Source organism: Amycolatopsis sp. CA-161197 (genome assembly GCF_050942255.1).
Lineage (GTDB): Bacteria > Actinomycetota > Actinomycetes > Mycobacteriales > Pseudonocardiaceae > Amycolatopsis.
The window spans coordinates 2496955-2517887 of sequence record NZ_CP192059.1 but is presented as its reverse complement, the minus strand read 5'-3'; the positions used below and the strand labels follow the sequence as shown (position 1 = coordinate 2517887).

Sequence of the window (20933 nt, the reverse complement as noted above, 5' to 3'; positions counted from 1 at the left end):
GCACTCCACCAGGGGACAAGGTGCGATCGAAAACACCGGCGGCGAAGGCAACCCGACAGCCCTGTGCGGCGTTTTGGCTCAGCTGCGCGCAACCACGGCCGGCACGGCGTACGGCGCGTCGCCGCGGCCGTGGCGGAAGAGGACCACCGACGCGGACCCGGTGCCGCCCAGCCAAACGGGGCGGTCGGTGTAGGTGCGCAGGAAGCGGGCGCCGTGGGTGGACGGTACGGCGCGCAGGCGGACGGCTTCGCCGGCGCGCAGGCGCACGTGCAAGTACGGCGGGTTCACGCCCCGGCCGGTGCGGGGCGCGAGGACGACGGTGGCCGTGCCCTCTTGCCAGCCCGTGCGGCGAACGGCGCGGAAGCGGCGGGACCAGCCGACGGCGCCCGTCGCGGCGACCAGGAAGCACAGCAGCGCCAGGCCGAAGCCGATCCAGGCGAAGCCCAGGCCGTTCTCGCTCAGGCCGTCCTCGGCGGTCGTGCGGGCGCGCGCCGGGTCGGCCGGGTCGAAGACCACCGTCACGCGCTGGCCCGGGGTGTAGGCGGCCCGAGAGCTGCGGTCGACGCGTGCGGTCAGCACCCGGCCGTCGGCCCGGAAGGACACGTCGATCCAGCGCATGCCCTTCGGCGGGGTGGCGACGGAAACGACCGTCCCCGGCACGCGCGTGCCGGTCGCCAGGAGGGTGTCCGCCGAGTGGAGGACGCCCAGCACCGCGGCGAGCCCGCCCGCGGAAACCAGGCACCACAGCGCCGCGAGCGCCCAAGCCCGCGAGGCGACGGCACGCAACCGCCGCGTCTCGCGGGCCGGATCGGCGGTCAGCGCGCCAGCAGCACGAACACCAGCGCGAGGACGCCCGGCAGCACCTGCACCAGCAGGATCCGCTTGGACGCCGTCGCGGCGCCGTACAGGCCGGCGACGATCACGCAGGCCAGGCCGTAGAGCTTGAACTGGAAGCCGGTCGGGTCGGTCGCGATGAGGCCCCAGATCAGGGCGGCCGCGAGGAAACCGTTGTAGAGCCCCTGGTTCGCGGCGAGCGCCTTGCTCTCCTGCGCGAACGCCTCGGTGGTGCCGAACGCCGCGCGGGCGCGCGGGGTCGTCCAGAGGAACATTTCGAGCACCACGATGTAAACGTGGATGACGGCGACCAGCCCCACCAGCACGTTCGCGACAACCGTCACGGGGTGTTCTCACTCTCGTCGGCGAGGAGCAGGCGCTCCGCGGAGTCGAAACAGGTGTGGGTGCCCGTGTGGCAGGCCGGGCCGGTCTGGTCCACGCGCAGGAGCACTGTGTCACCGTCGCAGTCGATCCGCACTTCGCGAACGTGCTGGACGTGGCCCGAGGTCTCGCCCTTCACCCACAGCTCCTGGCGGCTGCGGGACCAGTAGGTCGCGCGCCGGGTGGTGAGGGTGGATTCGAGGGCCTCGTCGTTCATCCAGGCCATCATCAGCACGTCGGACGTCGAGTGCTCCACGACGACGGCCGCGATCAGGCCGTCGGCGTTGCGCTTGAGCCGCCCGGACAGGTCCGCATCGAGGCTCATCGGACGACGACCCCGCCCTCGCGCAGCGCGCCCTTGACGTCGCCGATCTTCAGCTGTCCGAAGTGGAACACGCTCGCCGCGAGCACCGCGTCGGCGCCGGCCTCCACGGCGGGCAGGAAGTGGTCGACGGCGCCCGCGCCGCCGCTGGCGATCACCGGCACGCGCACCGCGCGGCGCACCATCTCGATCAGCGACAGGTCGAAACCGGACTTGGTGCCGTCGGCGTCCATCGAGTTGAGCAGGATCTCGCCGACGCCCAGCTCCTCGCCGCGCGCGGCCCACTCCACCGCGTCGATGCCGGTGCCGCGCCGCCCGCCGTGGGTCGTCACCTCGAAGCCCGACGCCGTCGGCTCGCCGCCCTCGGGCACGCGCCGCGCGTCGACCGACAGCACGATGCACTGGGCCCCGAACCGGCGCGACGCCTCGCGCAGCAGCTCCGGACGCGCGATCGCGGCCGTGTTGATGCTCACCTTGTCCGCGCCCGTGCGCAGCAGGCGGTTGACGTCGTCGTTGGAGCGCACGCCGCCGCCGACGGTCAGCGGGATGAAGACCTGCTCGGCCGTGCGGCGGACCACGTCGAAGGTGGTCTCGCGGTTGCCCGACGACGCGGTGACGTCGAGGAAAGTCAGCTCGTCGGCGCCCTCGTGGTCGTACAGCCGGGCCAGCTCCACCGGGTCGCCCGCGTCGCGCAGATCGGCGAAGTTGACGCCCTTCACCACGCGACCCGCGTCGACGTCCAGACACGGGATCACCCTCACCGCCACAGCCATGCCACCAGGGTAGCCGTCCACCTGCGACGGTCCGCCCGCCCGGTCGGGGCACGGGCGGTCAGAGCACGGGCGGCGTCCAGTCCCACAAGGGCGCGGCCTGGCCGCGGATCACCGACGCGGGCATCAGCGGCACGGTCACCGTCAGCAGCGCGTGCAGCCACCACGCCGACGACGTGTCCGCCACCGCCTTGCCGCGCGCCTGCTTCGTGACGTACGCCGCACGCGGGCGGCGCGCGGCGTCGTACGCGGCGAGTGCCTCGGGCACGGGGTGGTCCCGCAGCGAGGCGGCGAGGACCACGGCGTCCTCGATCGCCTGGCACGCGCCCTGGCCGAGGTCCGGCGGCACGGCGTGAGCCGCGTCACCGAGCAGCGCGACGCGTCCGCTCGTGAACGCGGGCAGCGGGTCGAGGTCGAGGATGTCGTTGTGCAGCACGGCGTCCGGCCGCGTCGCCGCCACGAGCTCGCGGGTCTCGGCGGGCCAGTCCGCGACGCGGCGGGTCACCTCGGCGTGCTCGCTCGGGTAGCGCACGCCGGGTGTGGACTCGGCGGTGCCGAGGGCCCAGCAGGCCCGGCCGCCGGGCAGCGGGTGGATCATGAAGTACGCGCCGCGGCCCATCGTGAAGCTGCCGCCCACCGGCGGCGCCGCGCCGGGCTCGGTGACGCCGCGCCAGGCCGTGTAACGGAACCCCGGCTCGGGCGCGGCGGGGAAGAGCCGGCGGCGAAACCCGCTGTGGACTCCGTCGGCCGCCACGATCACGTCCGCGTCCACTTCGGACGGATCGGTCACCTCGGTTCCCGTGTGCACCAGGGTTTCCGGCAGCTCCGCGAGCAAAGCCGAGTGCAGCTCCGCGCGGTGGAACGCGGCGAGCGGCTCGTCGCGGCCCTCCCGGAACCGGCGCAGGAACCGGCCCGAGGACGTCCGCAGCGTGCCGGTGACCTCCGACGGCGCCGAATGCTTCCGCACCCGCTCCCCGATCCCCAGCGCGTCGAGCGCCCGCATCGCGTTGGGCGCCAGGGAAAGCCCGGCGCCGATCTCCCGCAGCTCGGGCGCGCGCTCCAGCACCGTGACGTCGTGTCCGGTGCGGCGCAACGCGATCGCGGCCGTCAGCCCGCCGATCCCACCGCCGACCACCGTAGCCTTCAAACTGGCCTTCACTCTGCCCTTCACTGTGCCGTTCACTCTGGCTCCCCCGCGTCCGCGAACGCCTCGGCCAGCCACGCGAACGCCGCGTCGGCACTGCGCACCCGGGCCGCCCGGGCGCCGTCGCGTTCGAGCAGCTCGATGCCGGCGTTGGTGATGTCGCGGAACGAGCCCAGCGTGGCGATGCGGCGGCGGATCACGCGCTGCCACGCGTCGTCGTCCACGCGGTAGTAGGCGGTGCGCTCGCCGCGGCCGGGGCGTTTGCCGACGAGCCCGGCGTCGAGCAGCAGCCGCAGGTTCGTGGTGAGCGACGCGCGGCTCGCGCCCACCGCCGCGGCCAGCTGCGCCGCGGACTGCTCCGGCGGGTCGCACGCCATGAGCCAGCCGAGCACGCGCCCGGCGATCGGCGGCAGGCCGTACTCCTGCGTGAGGAAGCCCGCGACCCGCTCGACCCACACGAGCACCTCGTCGTCCATGAGTGTCAGCATAGGCTAGTCGTCACTGAAATTCGCCCGGAATGCATCAGAACGGGTCCCTCGCGCGTCTGAGGGAACGTGACCACCAGCTTCGACGAGTTCGTGGCGGAGCGCCTCGACGGGCTCCTGCGCTACGCGACCGTCCTCACCGACGATCCGTACCTGGCGCAGGACATCGTGCAGGACGTGCTGCTGCGCGCCCAGGAGCGCTGGGCGAAGATCGACTCGCCGCCCACGTACGTGCGCCGGATGGTCACCAACGAGTACCTGTCCTGGCGGCGCCGCGCCGTGCGGCGCGTGGTGCCGTCGAGCCACGAGGTGCTCGACGCGATCAGCCCGCCGGCGGCCGACCCGTCGGTGGCCTACGACGAGCGTGACGAGATGCTGGCCCGCCTCGCGACGCTGCCGCGCAAGCAGCGTGCGGCGCTGGTGCTGCGCTACTACGAGAACTACTCCGACGAGGAGATCGGCGACGTCCTCAGATGCGCCACCTCCACCGTGCGAAGCCAGATCTCGCGCGCGCTCGCGACCCTGCGCGCCACGGCGTACCCCTTGCCCACCGCCCTGACCACCGGAGCCGGAGAATGAGCCAGCCCGCCCGCGACACCGAGACGCTGCTGCGCGACAGCCTCGAACGGCTTGCCGAACGCGCTCCCGACGGTCACGAGGTCCGCAACGCGCTGGCGCGGGCCCGGCAGGCGCGGCGACGTCGGCCCGGGTTGGCGTTGGCCGCGGTGGCTGCTGCGGTCGTTGCGGTGACCGTCGGGGTGTCCGTGGTGGTCACGTGGCCTTCGCGGGTGCCGCCGGCCGCGGGTGAGCCGGTGCTCGGGTACTCGCCGGGGTGGTTGCCGGACGGGTTCACGGAGCAGTACCGCTCGGCCGGCCCGGAGACGGCGCCGCAGGTGCGCCGGTGGTTCGCGGGGCCGAGCCGGATCGAGTTGTCGGCGTTTTCGACGAAGGATCCCGAGTGGTCGGCGACGGCGCTGAGGATCGCGGCGGTGCGTGACCAGGTGCTGGTGCACGGGCGGGTCGCGATGCTGACCGGGTCCACGACGTCGGCGGAGCTGACCTGGTCGCCTGACGAGACCCATGTGCTGCGGGCCGAGGTTGATGCGGTGCCGTCGGCGAAGGAGGTCGCGCAGAGGATCGCGGAGGATGTTTCCCGGTCTCAGCCGATCCCGGTTCGGGGAGAGGTGCGGTTCGGGACGTTGCCGGATGGGCTTCGGGAGACGGGGACGACCGTCAGCGGGATGAGTGCCGCGGAAGCGACGACGACGTTGGAGGCCGGGCCGGTTCGGGTCACGGCGGGGGCGGCGTCGCCCGGACTTGGGGGGTCGGTGCCGGTGACGGTGCGGGGCGTGCCGGGCGCGGCGGTGGCGGATCTGGTGACGGTGCGGTTGACCTCGGGGCGGTGGCTGACGGTGTCGGGGAAGGTGCCGCGGGGGGAGTTGGTGGCGGTTGCCGGGGCCGTGGTGGTGGATTCGGCGCCGGATTACGGCTGGCTGGGGTCTTGATCGCGGCTAATGTGGATCCATGTCTACGGAGCTGAGCCGGTTTGCCGGTGAGAAGTACGTGGTTCTCACTACGTTTCGCCGGGATGGGCGGGCTGTGCCCACCGCTGTGTGGTTCGGGATCGACGGCGACGAGCTGCTGATTTATTCGGAACGCAAGGCGGGGAAGGTCAAGCGGATCCGTAATGGTGGGCGGGTGGAGGTTCAGGCTTCCGATGTCCGGGGGCGGACGCATGGGCCTGCGGTGGGGGGAACTGCGCGGTTGCTGGATGATGCCGGGACTGAGCGGGTTCGCAAGGCGATTCGGCGGCATTATCCGTTGGTGGGGCCGGTGTCGATGTTCTTCAGCAAGTTGCGTGGGGGGCCGGAGCGGACGATCGGGATCGCGGTGAAGCTGGACTGAGGGTCATGGGGTGTCGGTGAGTCCTGCGGCCAGTTTTGCCGGGTCGTGGTCTGGGGCTACGCCGTCGATCAGTACTACGTCGCCGGTCAGGTGGTCGGTGCGGAGGGGGAGGATCTTGCGGTAGGCGGGTGAGTCGTACCAGTTCCGGGCTCGGGTCAGGTCCGGGAAGGAGATCACGACGATCGGGCCCGGCCATGCTCCCTCGACGACTTGTGCTTGTGCTCCGTGGATGAGGAAGCGGCCCTTGAAGGGGTCCAAAGTGGATTGGATGCGGCGGAGGTATTCGCCTACGTCGGGGTGGATGACGCCGGGCTGGCGTAGGTGGGCGATGGCGTAGGCGGTCATTTCGGTCTCCTTGGATGGGGTTTTCTGGGTGGGACCGATGGTGCCTGGGGGACGTAAGGGAGTCGATTACCTGGGGGGTAATGGCTGTTCTCAGGGGTGGTGGCGGCTCGGCGCGCGGAGCGCGCCATTGCGCCGGGGAGTGTGTGGTGGGCACCCCGATTTTTGATTGTGACGACGGTAGAGATCGGCTTGTCAAGGCGGGAAAGCGTGCCTTGACAAGCCGATCTCTACCGTGTGGGGAAAAGAATCGGGGGCTGGGAGGGGGAAGGTTGCGGGGAGGGGTAGGGGGATTGTGGGTTGGGTTGCCGGGTGGGGGTTGGGTGGGGACAAGGGCGCGCGAAGGTCCGTTGTGCGGTGGGGTTGTGCTGGCGGCCGGAGGCTGGGCAGAGGCAAGAACGCGCGCGGGCCCGTCGGGCGCTAGGGATGTGCAGGCGGCCGGAGGCTGGGCAGAGGCAAGAACACGCGCGGGCCCGTCGGGCGCTAGGGATGTGCAGGCGGCCGGAGGCCGGGCAGAGGCAAGAACACGCGCGGGCCCGTCGGGCGCTAGGGATGTGCAGGCGGCCGGAGGCCGGGCAGAGGCAAGAACACGCGCGGGCCCGTCGGGCGCTAGGGATGTGCAGGCGGCCGGAGGTTGAGGTGGGGCCAAAGCGCCCCAATGTGGCGTTCGGTGCGTTGAGCGCACCCAATGCGGCGTTCGGTGCGTTCAGCGCAACCAACGCCGCATTGGGGTGAGGGGGCGTCTAGCGGACGGCGGCTAGGGCTTCCGGGAGGGTGAAGGCGCCGGCGTAGAGGGCCTTGCCGACGATGGCGCCTTCGATGCCGTCGCAGGAGAGGGAGGCCAGGGCCTTGAGGTCGTCCACACTGGACACGCCGCCGGAGGCGATGACGGGGGCGTCGGTGCGGGCGGCAACTTCGCGGAGCAGGTCGAGGTTCGGGCCCTTGAGGGTGCCGTCCTTGCTGACGTCGGTGACGACGTAGCGGGAGGCGCCGTCGCGGTCGAGGCGTTCGAGGACCTCCCACAGGTCGCCGCCGTCGGAGGTCCAGCCGCGGGAGGAGACGCGGTGGCCGGCCTCGGTGATGCGGACGTCGAGGCCGATGGCGACGCGGTCGCCGTAGGTGGTGACGACCTTGGCGGTCCAGGAGGGGTCCTCCAGTGCCGCGGTGCCGAGGTTCACGCGGCGGGCGCCGGTGGAGAGGGCGGCTTCCAGGGAGGCGTCGTCGCGGATGCCGCCGGAGAGCTCCACCTGCACGTCGAGGCGGCCGATCACCTCGGCCAGCAGCTCGCGGTTCGAGCCCTTGCCGAAGGCCGCGTCGAGATCCACCAGGTGGATCCACTCGGCGCCGTCGCGCTGCCAGGCGAGGGCGGCGTCGAGCGGGCTGCCGTAGGACGTCTCGGTGCCGGCCTCGCCCTGGACGAGTCGGACGGCCTGGCCATCGGCCACATCAACTGCGGGAAACAGCGTGAAAGTCACGGCGACAGCGTAAAGGCGCCGGTCACGGTGCCGGCCCACCGGGCCGACCTACCGCGCCGAACCAAGCCGGACTAGAGCGTGTCCAACCAGTTGCGGAGCAGCTTCGCGCCCGCGTCGCCCGACTTCTCGGGGTGGAACTGCGTGGCCCACAGCGGGCCGTTCTCCACCGCCGCCACGAAGTCCTCGCCGTGGTTGGCCCAAGTCACCTTCGGCTGCCGCCCCGCCAGGCCCGACTCCAGCTCCCACCGGCGCGCCGCGTAGGAGTGCACGAAGTAGAAGCGCTCGTCCGGGTCGAGGCCGGCGAACAGCTGCGAGTCCGCGGGCGCACGGACGGTGTTCCAGCCCATGTGGGGCAGCACGTCGGCGTGCAGGCGCTCGACGGTGCCGGGCCACTCCCCCGTGCCCTCGGTCTCCTCGCCGTGCTCGACGCCGCGGCCGAAGAGGATCTGCATGCCCACGCAGATGCCGAGCACGGGACGGCCGCCGGCCAGGCGCTTGCCGATGATGCGGTGCCCGTGCACGTCGAGCAGCCCCGCCATGCAGGCGGAGAAGGCTCCCACCCCGGGCACGACCAGACCGTCGGCCTCGAGCGCGGCATGCGGGTCGGCGGTGACCTCCACCTCGGCGCCGGCGCGCGCGACGGCGCGTTCGGCGGAGCGGAGGTTGCCGGAACCGTAGTCGAGGATCACCACACGAGACACACCTCAAGCGTAGTCCCGGGGCGGGAGCGCACGTCAGCCGCGGCGGAAGGAGTAGACGTCCGTCACGGTGTTGCAGGGCGCGGGCGGCACGACCTCGACGCGCAGCGTGCCCGTCGGCGCGTCGTAGTCCACGCCTTCCGGGGTGAACGCGCCGGCGCACGTGCTCGACAGCGGCAGCTGGCCGAGCTCCTTCACGTGCGCCCGGACGTCGCGGCCGGTGAGCGCGTGGGGCAGATCGACCTGCAGGAGCGGGTAGCTCGTGGGGTACAGGTCGTTGTTGGAGTCCGACGTCGCGCACAGCAGGCGCGTCGCCGAGACGAAGTCGCAGCCCTGCGCCGCGCGGATCGGGTGGTCGAGGTGGATCCGCGCGGCGAGCGGCAGGTCGCCGGCCACGCGCGGGGCATGGCGGTTGAGGAACGGCGTCGGCGAGACGAACAGCTCCGTCGCGTCGCCGAGCGCGCCCGAGACGAGCCACTGGCCGTCGGGGCTCACGGCGACCTGGGCGTTGGCGTTGGGCGCGGGTTCGTCGGCCGCGAGCGGGTGCACGAACTCCGTGGTCTGTCCGGACGGCGAGGTGACCAGGTACATCTTCGACACCGGCGGGTTGGTCACGGTGTCCTGGTAGACGTCGAAGGTGTAGCCGCGCAGAGAATCGGGGTCGCCGACGTGGCCCCAGCCCTCGTCCTTGAGCGGCTGCGGGATGGTGGTGCCGTTGCGGTAGACGGTCTGCGGAGCCTGGCCCGGCAGCCGCAGCGTGGTGATGCCTTCGCCGCTGATCGAGTTGGCGACGGAGACCTCGCCGGTCCGGCGCCAGCCGCCGAGGGAGGCGGCGGGGCTCGCCGCGGCAAGGGAAGCGCAGCTCAGCAAGGCTGCGGTGGAGAGTGCGAGGGCTTTCGCCGCCGACGTCGACAGACGCATGGTTCGCTCCTTCGCGAACGTGACCTTGGCGGCGGCCCGCGAATTTTTGCACGCGACCCCGTTTCACCGGAGGCCCCGCTGGGTATTCACCCGTTCGGCTGAGGCGCAGCGGGCGCCCCCGGACGAGGGAAGAGGAAGACATGTCCGAGTCGGACCTCCTCTGCCAGATGTTCGAAGCGTGGCGGGACGACATCGAAAGCGTGCCGTTTCCGCAGTTCACGACCCTGGTGATCCCTCCGCAACCCTCCCGCGCCCAAGTCGACGCATGTCGTTCTCGTGACGCTCGCAAAGAGAACGTGATGAATCCCACGCACTGGAACCCGGGTCATCTGTGATTTCCTGCTGGCACCGCGTCGAAGCGAGCCAGTAGGAGCAGCCCGATGAGCAAGAACCCGGATCCACACGACTTCCTCGACCTCGACGCCGAACTGGCCGAGGAGGAGCGCGCCATCCGGGACGCCGTGCGCGACTACGCGCGCGACCAGCTCCTCGACCACGTGGCCGACTGGTACGAGTCCGGCTCACTGCCCGCGCGCGACCTGGCCAAGGGCTTCGGGCAGCTCGGCCTGCTGGGCATGCACCTGGAGGGCTACGGCTGCGCCGGCACGAGCGCGGTCGCCTACGGCATCGCGTGCCGGGAGCTGGAGGCCGTCGACTCCGGTCTGCGCAGCTTCGTCTCCGTGCAGGGCTCGCTCGCGATGTTCGCGATCCACCGCTGGGGCAGCGAGGAACACCGGCAGGAGTGGCTGCCGAAGATGGCCGCGGGCGAGGCGCTGGGCTGCTTCGGCCTCACCGAACCCGACGCCGGCAGCGACCCGGGCAGCATGCGCACCCGCGCGGTGCGCGACGGCTCCGACTGGGTGCTCACCGGCACGAAGATGTGGATCACCAACGGCACCGTCGCCGACGTGGCCGTGGTCTGGGCGCAGACGGACGAGGGCATCCGCGGCTTCGTGGTGCCGACGTCGACGCCGGGCTTCACCGCCAACGAGGTGAAGCACAAGCTGTCGCTGCGCGCGTCGCTCACGGCCGAGCTCGTGCTCGACGGTGTGCGCCTGCCGGAATCCGCGGCGTTCCCGGAGGTTCGTGGGCTGCGCGGCCCGCTGTCCTGCCTCAACGAAGCGCGCTACGGCATCCTGTTCGGCGTCGTCGGCGCCGCCCGCGCGTGCTACGAAACCGCGCTGGACTACACGCTCTCGCGCGAGCAGTTCGGCAAGCCGCTGGCGAGCTTCCAGCTCACGCAGCGCAAACTGGCCGATCTACTGGTCGAGGTCAACCGTTCGGGGCTCGTCGCGCTGCAGATCGGCCGGCTCAAGGACTCCGGCGCGCTGCACCACAACCACGTGAGCTTCGGCAAGCTGGCCAACGTCCGCTCGGCGCTCGACGTGGCCCGCACCGCGCGCTCGATGCTGGGCGCCAACGGGATTTCGCTGGAGTACCCGGTGATGCGGCACATGGCGAACCTCGAAACGGTGCTGACGTACGAGGGCACCGAGGAGATGCACGCGCTGTCGCTGGGCCAGTCGGTGACGGGCATCGCGGCGTTCCGCTGATCTTGGGTGAACCTCGGGTCGCCGGGACCCCCAGCCCCGGCGACCCGAGGTTCACGGCCGCAGGAAGTCCTTGAGGGACAACGCGATCGAGCCCGCGTCGAGGCCGTGCGCGAGATCGTGGTCGGCCCGTTTCCCGTAAGTGCGCACTTCCGTGTCGCGCAGGGTGCCGAGCGACAGCAGGCGATGCGGAACGTCTCGCAGCGCTTCGCTCACGTGGTGGGCCGAAGTGCCGTTGAGGTACGGCTCCACGAGCACGACGTCGGCGACGTCCCCCACCGCGGCCCGCAGCCCCGCGGCGTCGAACGGGCGAATGGTCGACGCGTACAGCACTGTCACGTCGAGGTTTTCGCTCGCGGCGAGCACCCGGTCGAGCATCGGGCCCACGGCGAGCACGACGCCGTTGCGGCCGCTGCGTACCCGCTGGAACCCGACGCCGAGGTGCGGCGCGGCGTTCTGGTCGGCCGAGAGCCGCAGGTACACGCGGCTGTCGCCGGGCACGGAGTCGAGCAGCAAGCGGCGGGCCTCGTCGGGGTGCCCGGGCACGTGGACGTACCAGCACGGCAGGGAGTCGATCAGCGCGACGTCGCCCGGCGACTGGTGCGTGCGGCCTTCGGCGGGCATGTCGTAGGAGGAGCCGTAGGACACGAGCACGGCGCCCGCGTCCTGGTGGACCAGGTCGAGCTTGATCTGCTCGAACGCGCGCTCCACGAGGAAGGCGTTGAACGTGTGGATGATCGGCCGCAGGCCGGCGAGAGCGAGCCCGGCGCCCGTGCTCACGAGCAGCTGCTCGCGGATGCCGACGTTCACCACCCGGTCCGGGTGCCGCCGCGCCGCGCCGGCGAGCTGGGCGGCGGAGATGTCGGCGAGGACGACGGCGACGTCCGGGTCGGCGTCCACGATCTCTTCGGTTGTGGCGAGGAAGGTTTCGCGCATGTTCAGCATGTCCGTCAGCCCTTCGGTTCGACGACGGCGACCACGGCCAGCGGGCGCCCCGGGTGTTCGCTGGTGAACGCGTCGTAGAGCGCTTCGTGGTCGCGGCCGGAGACGGTGCGCGTGGCCCAGCCCTCGACCTCGAACCGGCGGGCGATGCCGCCCGGCCAGCCGTGCGTGGACGACTGGTTGTCCACGACCACCGTGGTCAGGTTTTCCAGGCCCAGGCGCGCGGCGACCACGATGGCCTCGGAGTTGGAGCCTTCGTCGAGCTCGGCGTCGCCGACGAGCGTGACGACGCGGCTGTCGTGGCCGCGCGCTCGCAGGCCGAGCGCGGTTCCGAGGGCGATCGGCAGGCCGTGGCCCAGCGAGCCGCTGGAGATCTCGACGCCGGGCGCGCGCTTGCGGTCCGGGTGGTGGCCGAGCCGGGAGCGGGCCGAGGACCAGTCGGCGAGCTCGGCCTCGTCGAGGAAGCCCCTGACGGTGAGCACGGCGTAGTAGGCCATCGGCCCGTGTCCCTTGGAGAGCAGGAACCGGTCGCGGCCGGGGTCGTGGAAGTTCTCGGGTGAGATGTCGAGGACGCGGCCGTAGAGCACCCAGATGACGTCCACTGTGGACTCTGCCGCGGCCTGGTGTTTGTCGTCGCCGGTCATCAGCGAGATCAGCCGGGGCAGATCCGCGTAGGCCGTTGCTGTGGTGGTCATGTTTCCACGGTGCAACCTCGACCAATGTCTAGGTCAAGCGCTAACCTGGACCAATGACGAGGTTGGCGGAGCACTTGAGCATCGGGCAGGTCGCCGAACGCAGCGGCGTCCCGCACACGGCCCTGCGGTTCTACGAGGACAAGGGGCTCATCACCTCCGAACGCTCGGCGGGCAACCAGCGCCGCTACCCGCGTTCGGTGCTGCGGCGCATCGCGTTCATCCGGGCGGCGCAGCGCGTGGGCCTTTCCCTGGAGGACATCAGCGGCGCCCTCGCCACCCTGCCCGCCGACCACGCACCCACGAAAGCCGACTGGGCCCGGCTCTCGCGCGAATGGCAGCACGAGCTCGACGCGCGCATCGACGCGCTGCAGCGCCTGCGCGACCGCCTCACCGGCTGCGTCGGCTGCGGTTGCCTGTCGCTGCGCAGCTGCAGCCTGTACAACGCCGACGACGAGCTGGCCCGCTTCGGCCCCGGCGCGAGCAAACTGCGCCCGGTTGCCGAGGGCGGGATCTGAATTTCCGTTGTGGCGGCGGGGCGGATGTGGGTCACTGGTGTGGTTATGGACGAGAAGCAGATGATCCGCGTCTCGAAGCGGCTCTCCCGCCACCTGCGCCACGACCCCTCGGCGATCGGCCTCACCTTGGACGCCGCCGGCTGGGTCGGAGTCGACGAGCTGCTGGCGGCGTTGCGCCTTCACGGCATGCGCGTGAGCCGCGCCGAACTCGCGGAAGTGGTGGAGCGCAACAACAAACAGCGCTTCGCCTTCGATGAGAGCGGGCGCCGGATCCGCGCCAACCAGGGCCACAGCGTCACCGTCGAGCTGGGCCTGGAACGCCTCACGCCCCCCGAGGTGCTCTACCACGGCACCGCGACGCGCTTCCTGCCCGCGATCTACCGGGAAGGCCTGCGGCCCATGCGCCGCCACGCCGTGCACCTGTCGGCCGCCGTCGAAACGGCGCTCGCGGTCGGGGCCCGACACGGCCGCCCGGTGGTGCTCCGCGTCGCCGCCGGCGCCATGGCGGCTGCGGGGCACGAGTTCCAGCGCAGTGAGAACGGCGTGTGGCTGACGGCGTCTGTCGCGCCGGAGTTTCTGACGGAGAACTAGCCCGATCGCTGAGGCCAGGCGCTACGCACGACTTCATGCGAAGCAGGCCGCGCCGTCTCGGCGAACAACCATCGCGCCCGATCGACTCGACGTCACACCAGTAGCACGCTGCAGCCACAGGTTCCGGCCCAGCGAAAACCCCATCCGCGGAGCCGCCGCGCCGGAGTTCCTGACGAAGAACCAGCCCCAGGCCACGGTGGGCCACGCGCCCGGCGATCCCGAAGGCCACCGCCAGGTGCGGTGAAGCACTCGCACTCACCGAAGCGGGCCGCGCCATCTCGGCGAACAACCATCGCGCCCAGCCAACTCGACGTCACGCCGGCAGCCCGCGCTGCGGGCACAAGTTCGGGTGCAGCGAGAACCCCGCCCACGGCGCCGCCAGGGCTTACAGATCAAGAAGGGCTAGTCGTGGTGCCGACGGGGCCGGCCGAGCAAGCGGCGGCCCGCGTCCACCAGTTCCCGGCGCAGGCTTTCGTCGTCGAGTTGGGCGATGTCCGGGGAGCCGCCCGTCATGGCGAGGCCCGTGAGGGTCACCAGGGCGGCCACGCGGGAGGAGATGTCGGGCTCGGGGCCGGCCAGGATGTCGATGAGGGCGTTCTTGAAGCCCTCCATGCCGCGCGTCGAGTTCTCGATCGCGCGGTTGATGCCCGGGTCGCTGGAGAACAGGGCGACGAGCACGCGGTGGCGCACCACCAGATCCACGAAGCCCTCGAGCAGGTAGTCGACCTGGGTGCCGCGGCGGCGTTGCTTCGCGGCCTCCGACACGATGTGGTCGAGCTCGCGGATGGCGGGCGCCGCGACGGCCTCGGTGATCTCCGCCTTGGTCTTGAAGTGGTAGTACACGGCCGCCTTGGTCACCCCGAGCGCGTCGGCGATCATCTGCAGCGACGTGCCCTCCACGCCGTGTTCGGCGAACAGCCGCAGCGCGGTGCCGAGCAGCCGCGTCCGAGTGTCCTCTGCCGGGGCGGCGGTAGTCATCGTTCCTCCTCGTCAAGCCCAGGAAGCGTACGTGACCGCTTGTCGATCGGCAAACCGAGATACTTGCCGATCGACAAGCAAACTCCTAGCCGTGCGGCTAGTCACATACTTGCCGATCGGCTTGGCAGCCTCCTTGCCGATCGGCTAGCTTCGGCGTCACTGGTTCGTGTGACGAAGGCCCTATCCGGGCGAAACGGAGAAACACTCGTGGCGACATTTCTGTACCGGCTCGGCCGGTTGTCGTTCCGGCGGCGCGCTCTCGTCTCGGCCGTGTGGGCGGCCGTGCTGGTGGCGCTCGGCATCGGCGCACTCACACTGTCTGGCCAGCTGTCGGACTCGGTGACGATCCCCGGGACCGAGTCACAGCAGGCGATCGACCAGCTCCAGGCGAAGTTTCCGCAGGCCGCGGCCGGTGGTGCGACCGCGCGGGTCGTGATCGCGGCGCCGCAGGGCCACACCGTGACCGACGCGGCCGGCAAGGCCGCGGTCGAGTCGACGGTGGCGAACCTCAAGACGGCGCCGAAGGTCTCGAGCGTGGCCGACCCGTTCCAGGCCAAGTCGATCTCGCCGGACGGCCGTGTGGCACTCGCCCAGGTGAGTTACCAGGTCAAGGGCTTCGAGCTCACGGACAGCGACCGCCAGGCGCTGCTCGACAGCGCGACCGGCGCCAAGCAGCGCGGTTTCGAGGTCGAGTTCGGCGGCGACGCGGTGCAGGCGATGCCCGCCACCGGCGCCACCGAGGGCCTCGGCGTGGCCGTGGCGGCCGTCGTGCTGATCATCACGTTCGGGTCACTGCTGGCCGCCGGCATCCCGCTGCTCACCGCGTTGATCGGCGTCGGCATCGGCATGGCGGGCATCATGCTGGCCTCGGGCTCGCTCGAACTGAACTCCAACACCCCGGTGCTGGCCCTGATGATCGGGCTCGCCGTGGGCATCGACTACGCGCTGTTCATCGTCTCCCGCTACCGGCACGAGCTCAGCATCGGACGAGAACCCGAGGAAGCCGCGGGCCGGGCCGCGGGCACGGCCGGGTCCGCCGTGGTGTTCGCCGGGCTCACCGTGATCATCGCCCTGGCCGGGCTCACCGTGGTCGGCATCCCGTTCCTCGGCCAGATGGGCATCGCCGCGGCCGCGACCGTCGCGATCGCCGTGCTCATCGCGCTCACGCTGCTGCCGGCCATCCTCGGCTTCGCCGGTTCCCGCGTGCTGGGCGGCCGCATTCGCTTGCGCCGCAAGACGGACAAGGCTTCGCACGGCGAGCGCTGGGCCCGGCTCGTCGCCCGGCACCGCTGGCCCGTGCTGCTGACCGCGCTCGCCGGCCTCGTCGTAGTCGCCATCCCGGCGCTGAGCATGCAGCTCGGCCTGCCCAACGACAGCACCGCGGCCCCGGATTCCACGCAGCGCAAGGCCTACGACCTCGTGAGCGAGAGCTTCGGCGCCGGCGCCAACGGGCCGCTGCTCGTCGTCGTGGACACCGGGGTGAACCACGACCCCGAGTCGCTGAAGCAAGCCGTCGCGGGCATCAGCACGCTCCCCGACGTCGCCGGGGTGACACCGCCGCGCGTGAACGCCGACGGGGACACCGCGCTGCTGACCGTGATCCCGAAGAGCGGGCCGAGCAGCAAGCAGACCGAGGACCTGGTGGCGGCGATCCGCGCGCAGTCCGAGCCGCTGCACGAGACCACGGGCGCGAGCCTCGCCGTGACCGGCCAGACCGCCGCGAACATCGACGTGTCCGAGAAGCTCTCCGACGCGATGATCCCCTACCTCGCGCTGATCGTCGGGCTCGCGTTCATCCTGCTGATGCTGGTGTTTCGCTCGATCGTGGTGCCGCTGAAGGCGACGCTCGGATTCCTCGGCTCGGTGGTCGCGACGTTCGGCGCCGTGGTCGCGGTGTTCCAGTGGGGCTGGCTGACCGACCTGCTCGGCGTCGCGTCGACCGGGCCGATCATGAGCATGCTGCCGATCCTGCTCATCGGTGTCCTCTTCGGACTCGCGATGGACTACCAGGTGTTCCTGGTGACGCGGATGCGCGAGGAGCACGTGCACGGCGCCGACCCGCAGGAGGCCATGGTCACCGGCTTCCGCCACGGCTCGCGCGTGGTCACAGCCGCGGCCCTGATCATGATCAGCGTGTTCGCGGGCTTCGTGCTGGCGGAGTCGACGCTGATCCAGTCGATCGGGTTCGCACTCGCGTTCGGCGTGCTGGTGGACGCGTTCGTGATCCGGATGACGATCGTGCCGGCCGTGATGTCGCTGCTCGGGCGCCACGCCTGGTGGCTGCCGCGCGGCCTGCACAAGGTGCTGCCGAACGTCGACGTGGAGGGTGAGGGCCTGACCAAGGCGCTCGACGCGTCCGGCAGCCGCGGTGACGACGAGCGCGAGCCCGCTCGCGTGTGAGGCCGGGCCGTCCGCCTGGCGGGTCGCTCAGCCGACCAGCCAGGCGACGGCGCCGCCGACCGCCAGCAGGGCCGCCACACCCAGCGCCACGGCGATGAACTTCGCCGTCTTCCACGTGGAGTAGACGCCGCCGGCCAGGAAGCCCGCCAGGGCCAGCAGCAGGACGGCGACAACCTCTTTGCTCACGAGGCTCAGCGTGCCACACGGCCCTCACCCGGCCGGGACGGGGCAGCGGCGCTCTCAGGTGGGTGCGACGGCGCGCCGAAAACGTGACGCACGTCTCCTCGCTGTTACAGACCTGGACCGACCGTCGCGTCCGGCGCCGCGACGTGGCAAGCTCTCCGCGTGAGCGGAGCGTCCGATTCGGAGATCGTCCTGACCCCCCTCGACGAAGAGGCCTTGGTCCGGCTTCTGGACGTCGCGGTCGAGGGCGCCGACCCGCTCGACGTGCTGCCGCCGATGGACGGCCCGCCGGGCTGGACTCCCGAGCGGCGTGAGGCGTTCCTGACCTTCCACCGGCGGGTTTCGCTCGACCCCGAGACGGCGACCACCAGCGCCTGGACCATCCAGGTCGGCGGCACGATCGTCGGCGGCGCGCGGCTGCACCCCGTCCACCGCGGCAAGTCGGTCGAGATCGAGGCCCAGGTCTGGGTCGCCCGCTGGGCCCGGGGCCGCGGGATCGGCAGGTGGGTCACCGAGACCCTGATCGACGCGGCCCGCGAAGGCGGCGGGGGCCGGTATGTCGCTTCGACCACCACGGACAACAAGGCGGCACAACGCCTGATGAAGTCCGTCGGCGCGAACATCGACCTGCGCGAAGACGGGGTCGACTCCCACCTCGAGATCTAGCGGGCAGTCGACCCCGGCCGGCGCTACAGAACGCCCTTCGTGGACGGGATGCCGCCCGCGCGCGGGTCGGGTTCCGTGGCCGCGCGCAGCGCCCGCGCGACGGCCTTGTACTCCGCCTCCGCGATGTGGTGCGGGTCGCGGCCGTGGATCACGCGGACGTGCAGCGCGATCTGCGCGTGGAACGACAGCGAGTCGAACACGTGGCGCGTGAGCACGAACGGGTAGTTGTTGCCGATCGTGAAGGTGTTGAACTGCTCCGGCTCGCCCACGTGCACGCAGTACGGCCGGCCCGAGACGTCGATCGCCGCGTGGGCCAGGGTTTCGTCCATGGGGATCCACGCGTCGCCGAAGCGGCGGATGCCGCTCTTGTCGCCGAGCGCCTGACGCAGCGCCTGGCCCAGGACGATCGCGGTGTCCTCGACGGTGTGGTGCGCGTCGATGTGGATGTCGCCGGTGGCCTCGACCTGGAGGTCCAGCGAGCCGTGCACGCCGAACGCCGTGAGCATGTGGTCGTAGAACGGCACGCCGGTGGAGATCTCGACCTGGCCGGAGCCGTCGAGGTCCAGCTGGACCAGGATCGACGACTCCTTGGTCGTGCGCTCCACCTTGCCGATGCGGGTCATCGCGGTACTTCCTTACTCGCCTCGAGGAACGCGTCGTTCTCTTCCGGGGTGCCGATGGTCACGCGCAGGTGGCCTTCGATGCCGACGTCGCGGATCAGCACCCCGTGGTCCAGGTAGGACTGCCAGCTCGCCTTCGCGTCGGCGAACGGTCCGAAGAGAACGAAGTTCGCGTCGCTCGGCACCGGCGTGAACCCGAGGCCCAGCAAGGCTTCCACCACGCGGTCGCGTTCGGCGGAGAGCTTGTGGACGGTGGCGAGCGTGGCGTCGGCGTGGCGCAGCGCGGCCCGCGCGGCGGCCTGCGTGAGCTTGGACAGGTGGTAGGGCAGCCGCACGAGCTGCAGGGCGTCGACGATGGCCGGCGCGGCCGCGAGGTAACCCAGCCGTCCGCCGGCGAAGGCGAACGCCTTGCTCATCGTGCGCGAGACGATCAGCTTCGCCGGGTACTCCCCGATCAGCTGGACCGCGCTGGGCTGCGAGGAGAACTCGGCGTAGGCCTCGTCCACCACGACGATGCCCGGCGCCGCCTCGAGGACCCCGCGCAGCTGGTCCAGCGGGATCGACCCGCCGGTGGGGTTGTTCGGGCTCGTCACGAACACGACGTCCGGCTGCCGCTCGGCCACCAGCTCGGCGGCGCGCGCGGTGTCGAGCGTGAAGTCGGGCCGGCGCGGGACCGGCACCCACTCCGTGCGCGTGCCGGAGGAGATGATCGGGTGCATCGAGTACGACGGTTCGAAGCCGAGCGCGCTGCGGCCCGGCCCGCCGAAGGCCTGCAGGATCTGCTGCAGGATCTCGTTGGACCCGTTGGCGGCCCACACGTTCGCCTCCGACAGCACCACACGCGTCGACACCGTGAGGTAATCGGCGAGCTCGGTACGCAGCGCGACGGCGTCGCGGTCCGGGTAGCGGTGCAGCGAAGCGGCTTCGGCGCGCACGGCATCGGCCACGTCGGCCACCAGCTCCGGCGGCGGCGGGTACGGGTTCTCGTTGGTGTTGAGCCGCACGGGCACGTCGAGCTGCGGCGCACCGTAGGGGCTCTTGCCGCGCAAGTCCTCGCGCAGCGGCAGGGCGTCGAGGGTCACCTCGGCGCCGGGCACGGCCGGGGTCTCCTCGGTCATCGGGCCTCCCCCGCGAACCGCGCGGTCACGGCCTCGCCGTGGGCGGGCAGGTCCTCGGCGTCGGCCAGCGCGACGACGTGGCCGGCGACCTGGCGCAGCGCGTCCTCGCTGTAGTCGACCACGTGGATGCCCTTGAGGAAGCTCTGCACGGACAGGCCCGAGGAGTGCCGCGCGAAGCCGGCGGTGGGCAGCACGTGGTTGGAGCCGGCGCAGTAGTCGCCGAGCGACACCGGCGCGTAGGCCCCGACGAACACCGCGCCCGCGTTGCGCACGCGGCCGGCGACCTCCCGGGCGTGGGCGGTCTGGATCTCGAGGTGCTCGGCGGCGTAGGCGTCGACCACGCGCAGGCCTTCGTCCACAGTGGACACCAGGATGATGCCGGACTGCTTGCCGCCCAGCGCCTGCCCCACGCGTTCGCTGTGTTTGGTGGCCGCGACGCGCTCGACGAGCTGCTTGTCCACAGCGTCGGCGAGTTCCTCCGACGTGGTGACCAGCACGCTCGCGGCGAGCGGATCGTGCTCCGCCTGGCTGATCAGGTCGGCCGCGACGTGGACCGGGTCGGCCGTCTCGTCGGCGAGGATCGCGATCTCGGTGGGGCCGGCCTCGGAGTCGATGCCGATCACGCCGCGCACGAGGCGCTTGGCCGCGGTGAGGTAGATGTTGCCCGGCCCGGTGACGATGTCCACGGGGGCGAGCTCGGCGCCGTCGGTGTCCGTGCCGCCGTACGCGAGCAGCGCCACGGCCTGCGCGCCGCCGACGGCCCACACCTCGTCGACACCCAGCAGCGCGGCGGCCGCGAGGATCGTCGGGTGCGGCAGGCCGCCGAAGGCCGCCTGCGGGGGCGAGCAGACCACCAGCGAGCGCACGCCCGCGAGCTGCGCGGGGACGACGTTCATGACCACGGTGGACGGGTACACGGCCAGCCCGCCTGGCGCGTACAGCCCGACGCGCTCCACCGGCACCCAGCGCTCGGTGACGGTGCCGCCCGGGACCACCTGAGTGGTCACGTCGTGGCGGCGCTGGTCGGCGTGCACCTTGCGGGCGCGGCTGATCGACTCCTCCAGCGCGGCGCGCACCTGCGGGTCGAGCGCTTCGAGGGCCTTGGTGAGCTCGTTCGCTTTGACGCGGACGGTCGCCGGGCGGACCTTGTCGAACTGCTCGGTGTACTCGAGGACGGCCTCCACACCGCGGTCGCGGATCGCCTCCACCACCGGCCGAACGTGATGCAGCGCCGCGTCCACGTCGTATTCGGCGCGCGGCAGGGCGGCGCGCAGTTCGGCGGCGGTCGGGACCTGCCCACGCAGGTCGGTGCGGTTCAGCATGGTGACCAGGGTACGAGGTGGCTCTCCGCGTCCGGGCAGGGATACTCGGTGGTGACCTGCCGTCCCACGATGAGGG

Annotated in this window: 26 protein-coding genes; 9 read left to right on the top strand and 17 right to left on the bottom strand. The window is 71.5% G+C overall.

Going from position 1 to position 20933, the window contains the following annotated elements:
* Positions 1-78: 78 nt before the first annotated feature.
* Genes ACQPXB_RS12135 through ACQPXB_RS12110 form a run of 6 tightly spaced genes read right to left on the bottom strand, consistent with a single transcriptional unit; the run spans position 79 to position 3927 of the window.
* Entirely contained in the window at positions 79-786 is a 708-nt protein-coding gene (locus ACQPXB_RS12135) for a DUF3592 domain-containing protein (RefSeq protein WP_432851535.1), read from the bottom strand.
* Positions 787-815: 29 nt separating this feature from the next.
* Positions 816-1178 carry a DUF1304 domain-containing protein gene (locus ACQPXB_RS12130; protein WP_432851533.1) on the bottom strand — a complete coding sequence of 121 codons (363 nt, stop codon included), beginning with the start codon at positions 1176-1178 and terminating at the stop codon, positions 816-818.
* Complete coding sequence (hisI, locus tag ACQPXB_RS12125) at positions 1175-1540, bottom strand: phosphoribosyl-AMP cyclohydrolase (protein ID WP_366583696.1); 366 nt, start codon at positions 1538-1540, stop codon at positions 1175-1177. The genes ACQPXB_RS12130 and hisI overlap by 4 nt, the downstream gene beginning before the upstream one ends.
* Positions 1537-2310, bottom strand: a complete 774-nt coding sequence (hisF, locus tag ACQPXB_RS12120; RefSeq protein ID WP_360592030.1) for an imidazole glycerol phosphate synthase subunit HisF — start codon at positions 2308-2310, stop codon at positions 1537-1539. The genes hisI and hisF overlap by 4 nt, the downstream gene beginning before the upstream one ends.
* A 58-nt stretch (positions 2311-2368) precedes the next feature.
* Positions 2369-3466 carry an FAD-dependent monooxygenase gene (locus tag ACQPXB_RS12115; RefSeq protein ID WP_432851530.1) on the bottom strand — a complete coding sequence of 366 codons (1098 nt, stop codon included), beginning with the start codon at positions 3464-3466 and terminating at the stop codon, positions 2369-2371.
* Between the two features lie 20 nt (positions 3467-3486).
* Complete coding sequence (locus ACQPXB_RS12110) at positions 3487-3927, bottom strand: GbsR/MarR family transcriptional regulator (protein WP_366583694.1); 441 nt, start codon at positions 3925-3927, stop codon at positions 3487-3489.
* 78 nt (positions 3928-4005) lie between these two features.
* Here ACQPXB_RS12110 and ACQPXB_RS12105 point away from each other — a divergent pair, with 78 nt between their 5' ends.
* From ACQPXB_RS12105 to ACQPXB_RS12095, 3 genes are read left to right on the top strand one after another with little or no spacing between them, the layout of a single operon-like run.
* On the top strand, positions 4006-4515 hold the full coding sequence (locus tag ACQPXB_RS12105) for a sigma-70 family RNA polymerase sigma factor (protein WP_386955985.1): 510 nt from the start codon (positions 4006-4008) through the stop codon (positions 4513-4515).
* Positions 4512-5441, top strand: coding sequence for a hypothetical protein (locus ACQPXB_RS12100; RefSeq protein WP_432851527.1), 930 nt, complete (start codon positions 4512-4514; stop codon positions 5439-5441). The genes ACQPXB_RS12105 and ACQPXB_RS12100 overlap by 4 nt, the downstream gene beginning before the upstream one ends.
* Before the next feature lie 19 nt (positions 5442-5460).
* A complete protein-coding gene (locus ACQPXB_RS12095; RefSeq protein ID WP_386955984.1) occupies positions 5461-5841 on the top strand; it encodes a PPOX class F420-dependent oxidoreductase in 381 nt (126 codons plus the stop codon).
* 3 nt (positions 5842-5844) lie between these two features.
* On the opposite strand, the gene ACQPXB_RS12090 is transcribed toward ACQPXB_RS12095, so the two are convergent.
* The 4 genes from ACQPXB_RS12090 to ACQPXB_RS12075 all read right to left on the bottom strand — a co-directional run bounded on the left by ACQPXB_RS12090 (position 5845) and on the right by ACQPXB_RS12075 (position 9277).
* Positions 5845-6186, bottom strand: a complete 342-nt coding sequence (locus ACQPXB_RS12090) for a DUF1330 domain-containing protein (RefSeq protein ID WP_432851525.1) — start codon at positions 6184-6186, stop codon at positions 5845-5847.
* Positions 6187-6926: 740 nt separating this feature from the next.
* Positions 6927-7658 carry a bifunctional 1-(5-phosphoribosyl)-5-((5-phosphoribosylamino)methylideneamino)imidazole-4-carboxamide isomerase/phosphoribosylanthranilate isomerase PriA gene (gene priA, locus ACQPXB_RS12085; RefSeq protein WP_366585909.1) on the bottom strand — a complete coding sequence of 244 codons (732 nt, stop codon included), beginning with the start codon at positions 7656-7658 and terminating at the stop codon, positions 6927-6929.
* Positions 7659-7729: 71 nt separating this feature from the next.
* On the bottom strand, positions 7730-8350 hold the full coding sequence (gene hisH / locus ACQPXB_RS12080; RefSeq protein ID WP_366585931.1) for an imidazole glycerol phosphate synthase subunit HisH: 621 nt from the start codon (positions 8348-8350) through the stop codon (positions 7730-7732).
* Positions 8351-8392: 42 nt separating this feature from the next.
* A complete protein-coding gene (locus ACQPXB_RS12075; protein ID WP_432851522.1) occupies positions 8393-9277 on the bottom strand; it encodes a hypothetical protein in 885 nt (294 codons plus the stop codon).
* Between the two features lie 140 nt (positions 9278-9417).
* On the opposite strand from ACQPXB_RS12075, the gene ACQPXB_RS12070 reads away from it, so the two are divergent.
* Both ACQPXB_RS12070 and ACQPXB_RS12065 read left to right on the top strand, forming a co-directional pair.
* The gene (locus tag ACQPXB_RS12070) at positions 9418-9612 is read left to right on the top strand and encodes a hypothetical protein (protein WP_366585905.1); all 195 of its coding nucleotides are present in this window, start codon (positions 9418-9420) and stop codon (positions 9610-9612) included.
* 45 nt (positions 9613-9657) lie between these two features.
* Positions 9658-10830 (top strand): acyl-CoA dehydrogenase family protein, encoded by a 1173-nt coding sequence (locus tag ACQPXB_RS12065; protein ID WP_366585903.1) that lies wholly within the window; start codon positions 9658-9660, stop codon positions 10828-10830.
* A 51-nt stretch (positions 10831-10881) separates the two neighbouring features.
* Here ACQPXB_RS12065 and ACQPXB_RS12060 read toward each other — a convergent pair whose 3' ends face one another.
* Positions 10882-11772 (bottom strand): transketolase family protein, encoded by an 891-nt coding sequence (locus tag ACQPXB_RS12060; RefSeq protein WP_432851520.1) that lies wholly within the window; start codon positions 11770-11772, stop codon positions 10882-10884.
* A gap of 5 nt (positions 11773-11777) precedes the next feature.
* Positions 11778-12464: a thiamine pyrophosphate-dependent enzyme gene (locus ACQPXB_RS12055; RefSeq protein ID WP_432851518.1), complete on the bottom strand. Its 687-nt coding sequence runs from the start codon at positions 12462-12464 to the stop codon at positions 11778-11780.
* A 53-nt stretch (positions 12465-12517) separates the two neighbouring features.
* Here ACQPXB_RS12055 and soxR point away from each other — a divergent pair, with 53 nt between their 5' ends.
* Positions 12518-12979: a redox-sensitive transcriptional activator SoxR gene (soxR, locus tag ACQPXB_RS12050; RefSeq protein WP_366585897.1), complete on the top strand. Its 462-nt coding sequence runs from the start codon at positions 12518-12520 to the stop codon at positions 12977-12979.
* A 45-nt stretch (positions 12980-13024) separates the two neighbouring features.
* Positions 13025-13570 (top strand): RNA 2'-phosphotransferase, encoded by a 546-nt coding sequence (locus ACQPXB_RS12045; protein WP_432851515.1) that lies wholly within the window; start codon positions 13025-13027, stop codon positions 13568-13570.
* A gap of 402 nt (positions 13571-13972) precedes the next feature.
* Here ACQPXB_RS12045 and ACQPXB_RS12040 read toward each other — a convergent pair whose 3' ends face one another.
* Positions 13973-14548 (bottom strand): TetR/AcrR family transcriptional regulator, encoded by a 576-nt coding sequence (locus tag ACQPXB_RS12040; RefSeq protein ID WP_364179473.1) that lies wholly within the window; start codon positions 14546-14548, stop codon positions 13973-13975.
* Positions 14549-14755: 207 nt separating this feature from the next.
* Here ACQPXB_RS12040 and ACQPXB_RS12035 point away from each other — a divergent pair, with 207 nt between their 5' ends.
* Positions 14756-16948 carry an MMPL family transporter gene (locus tag ACQPXB_RS12035; RefSeq protein WP_432851513.1) on the top strand — a complete coding sequence of 731 codons (2193 nt, stop codon included), beginning with the start codon at positions 14756-14758 and terminating at the stop codon, positions 16946-16948.
* A 27-nt stretch (positions 16949-16975) separates the two neighbouring features.
* Here ACQPXB_RS12035 and ACQPXB_RS12030 read toward each other — a convergent pair whose 3' ends face one another.
* Positions 16976-17134 (bottom strand): hypothetical protein, encoded by a 159-nt coding sequence (locus ACQPXB_RS12030; RefSeq protein ID WP_366585891.1) that lies wholly within the window; start codon positions 17132-17134, stop codon positions 16976-16978.
* Positions 17135-17293: 159 nt separating this feature from the next.
* On the opposite strand from ACQPXB_RS12030, the gene ACQPXB_RS12025 reads away from it, so the two are divergent.
* Positions 17294-17797, top strand: a complete 504-nt coding sequence (locus ACQPXB_RS12025; RefSeq protein WP_432851510.1) for a GNAT family N-acetyltransferase — start codon at positions 17294-17296, stop codon at positions 17795-17797.
* A gap of 23 nt (positions 17798-17820) precedes the next feature.
* Here ACQPXB_RS12025 and hisB read toward each other — a convergent pair whose 3' ends face one another.
* Genes hisB through hisD form a run of 3 tightly spaced genes read right to left on the bottom strand, consistent with a single transcriptional unit; the run spans position 17821 to position 20857 of the window.
* Positions 17821-18420 carry an imidazoleglycerol-phosphate dehydratase HisB gene (hisB, locus tag ACQPXB_RS12020; protein WP_432851508.1) on the bottom strand — a complete coding sequence of 200 codons (600 nt, stop codon included), beginning with the start codon at positions 18418-18420 and terminating at the stop codon, positions 17821-17823.
* Positions 18417-19535, bottom strand: a complete 1119-nt coding sequence (locus ACQPXB_RS12015; RefSeq protein WP_366585887.1) for a histidinol-phosphate transaminase — start codon at positions 19533-19535, stop codon at positions 18417-18419. Before ACQPXB_RS12015 ends, hisB begins: the two co-directional genes overlap by 4 nt.
* Positions 19532-20857 carry a histidinol dehydrogenase gene (hisD, locus tag ACQPXB_RS12010; protein ID WP_432851506.1) on the bottom strand — a complete coding sequence of 442 codons (1326 nt, stop codon included), beginning with the start codon at positions 20855-20857 and terminating at the stop codon, positions 19532-19534. The genes ACQPXB_RS12015 and hisD overlap by 4 nt, the downstream gene beginning before the upstream one ends.
* Positions 20858-20933: the final 76 nt, after the last annotated feature.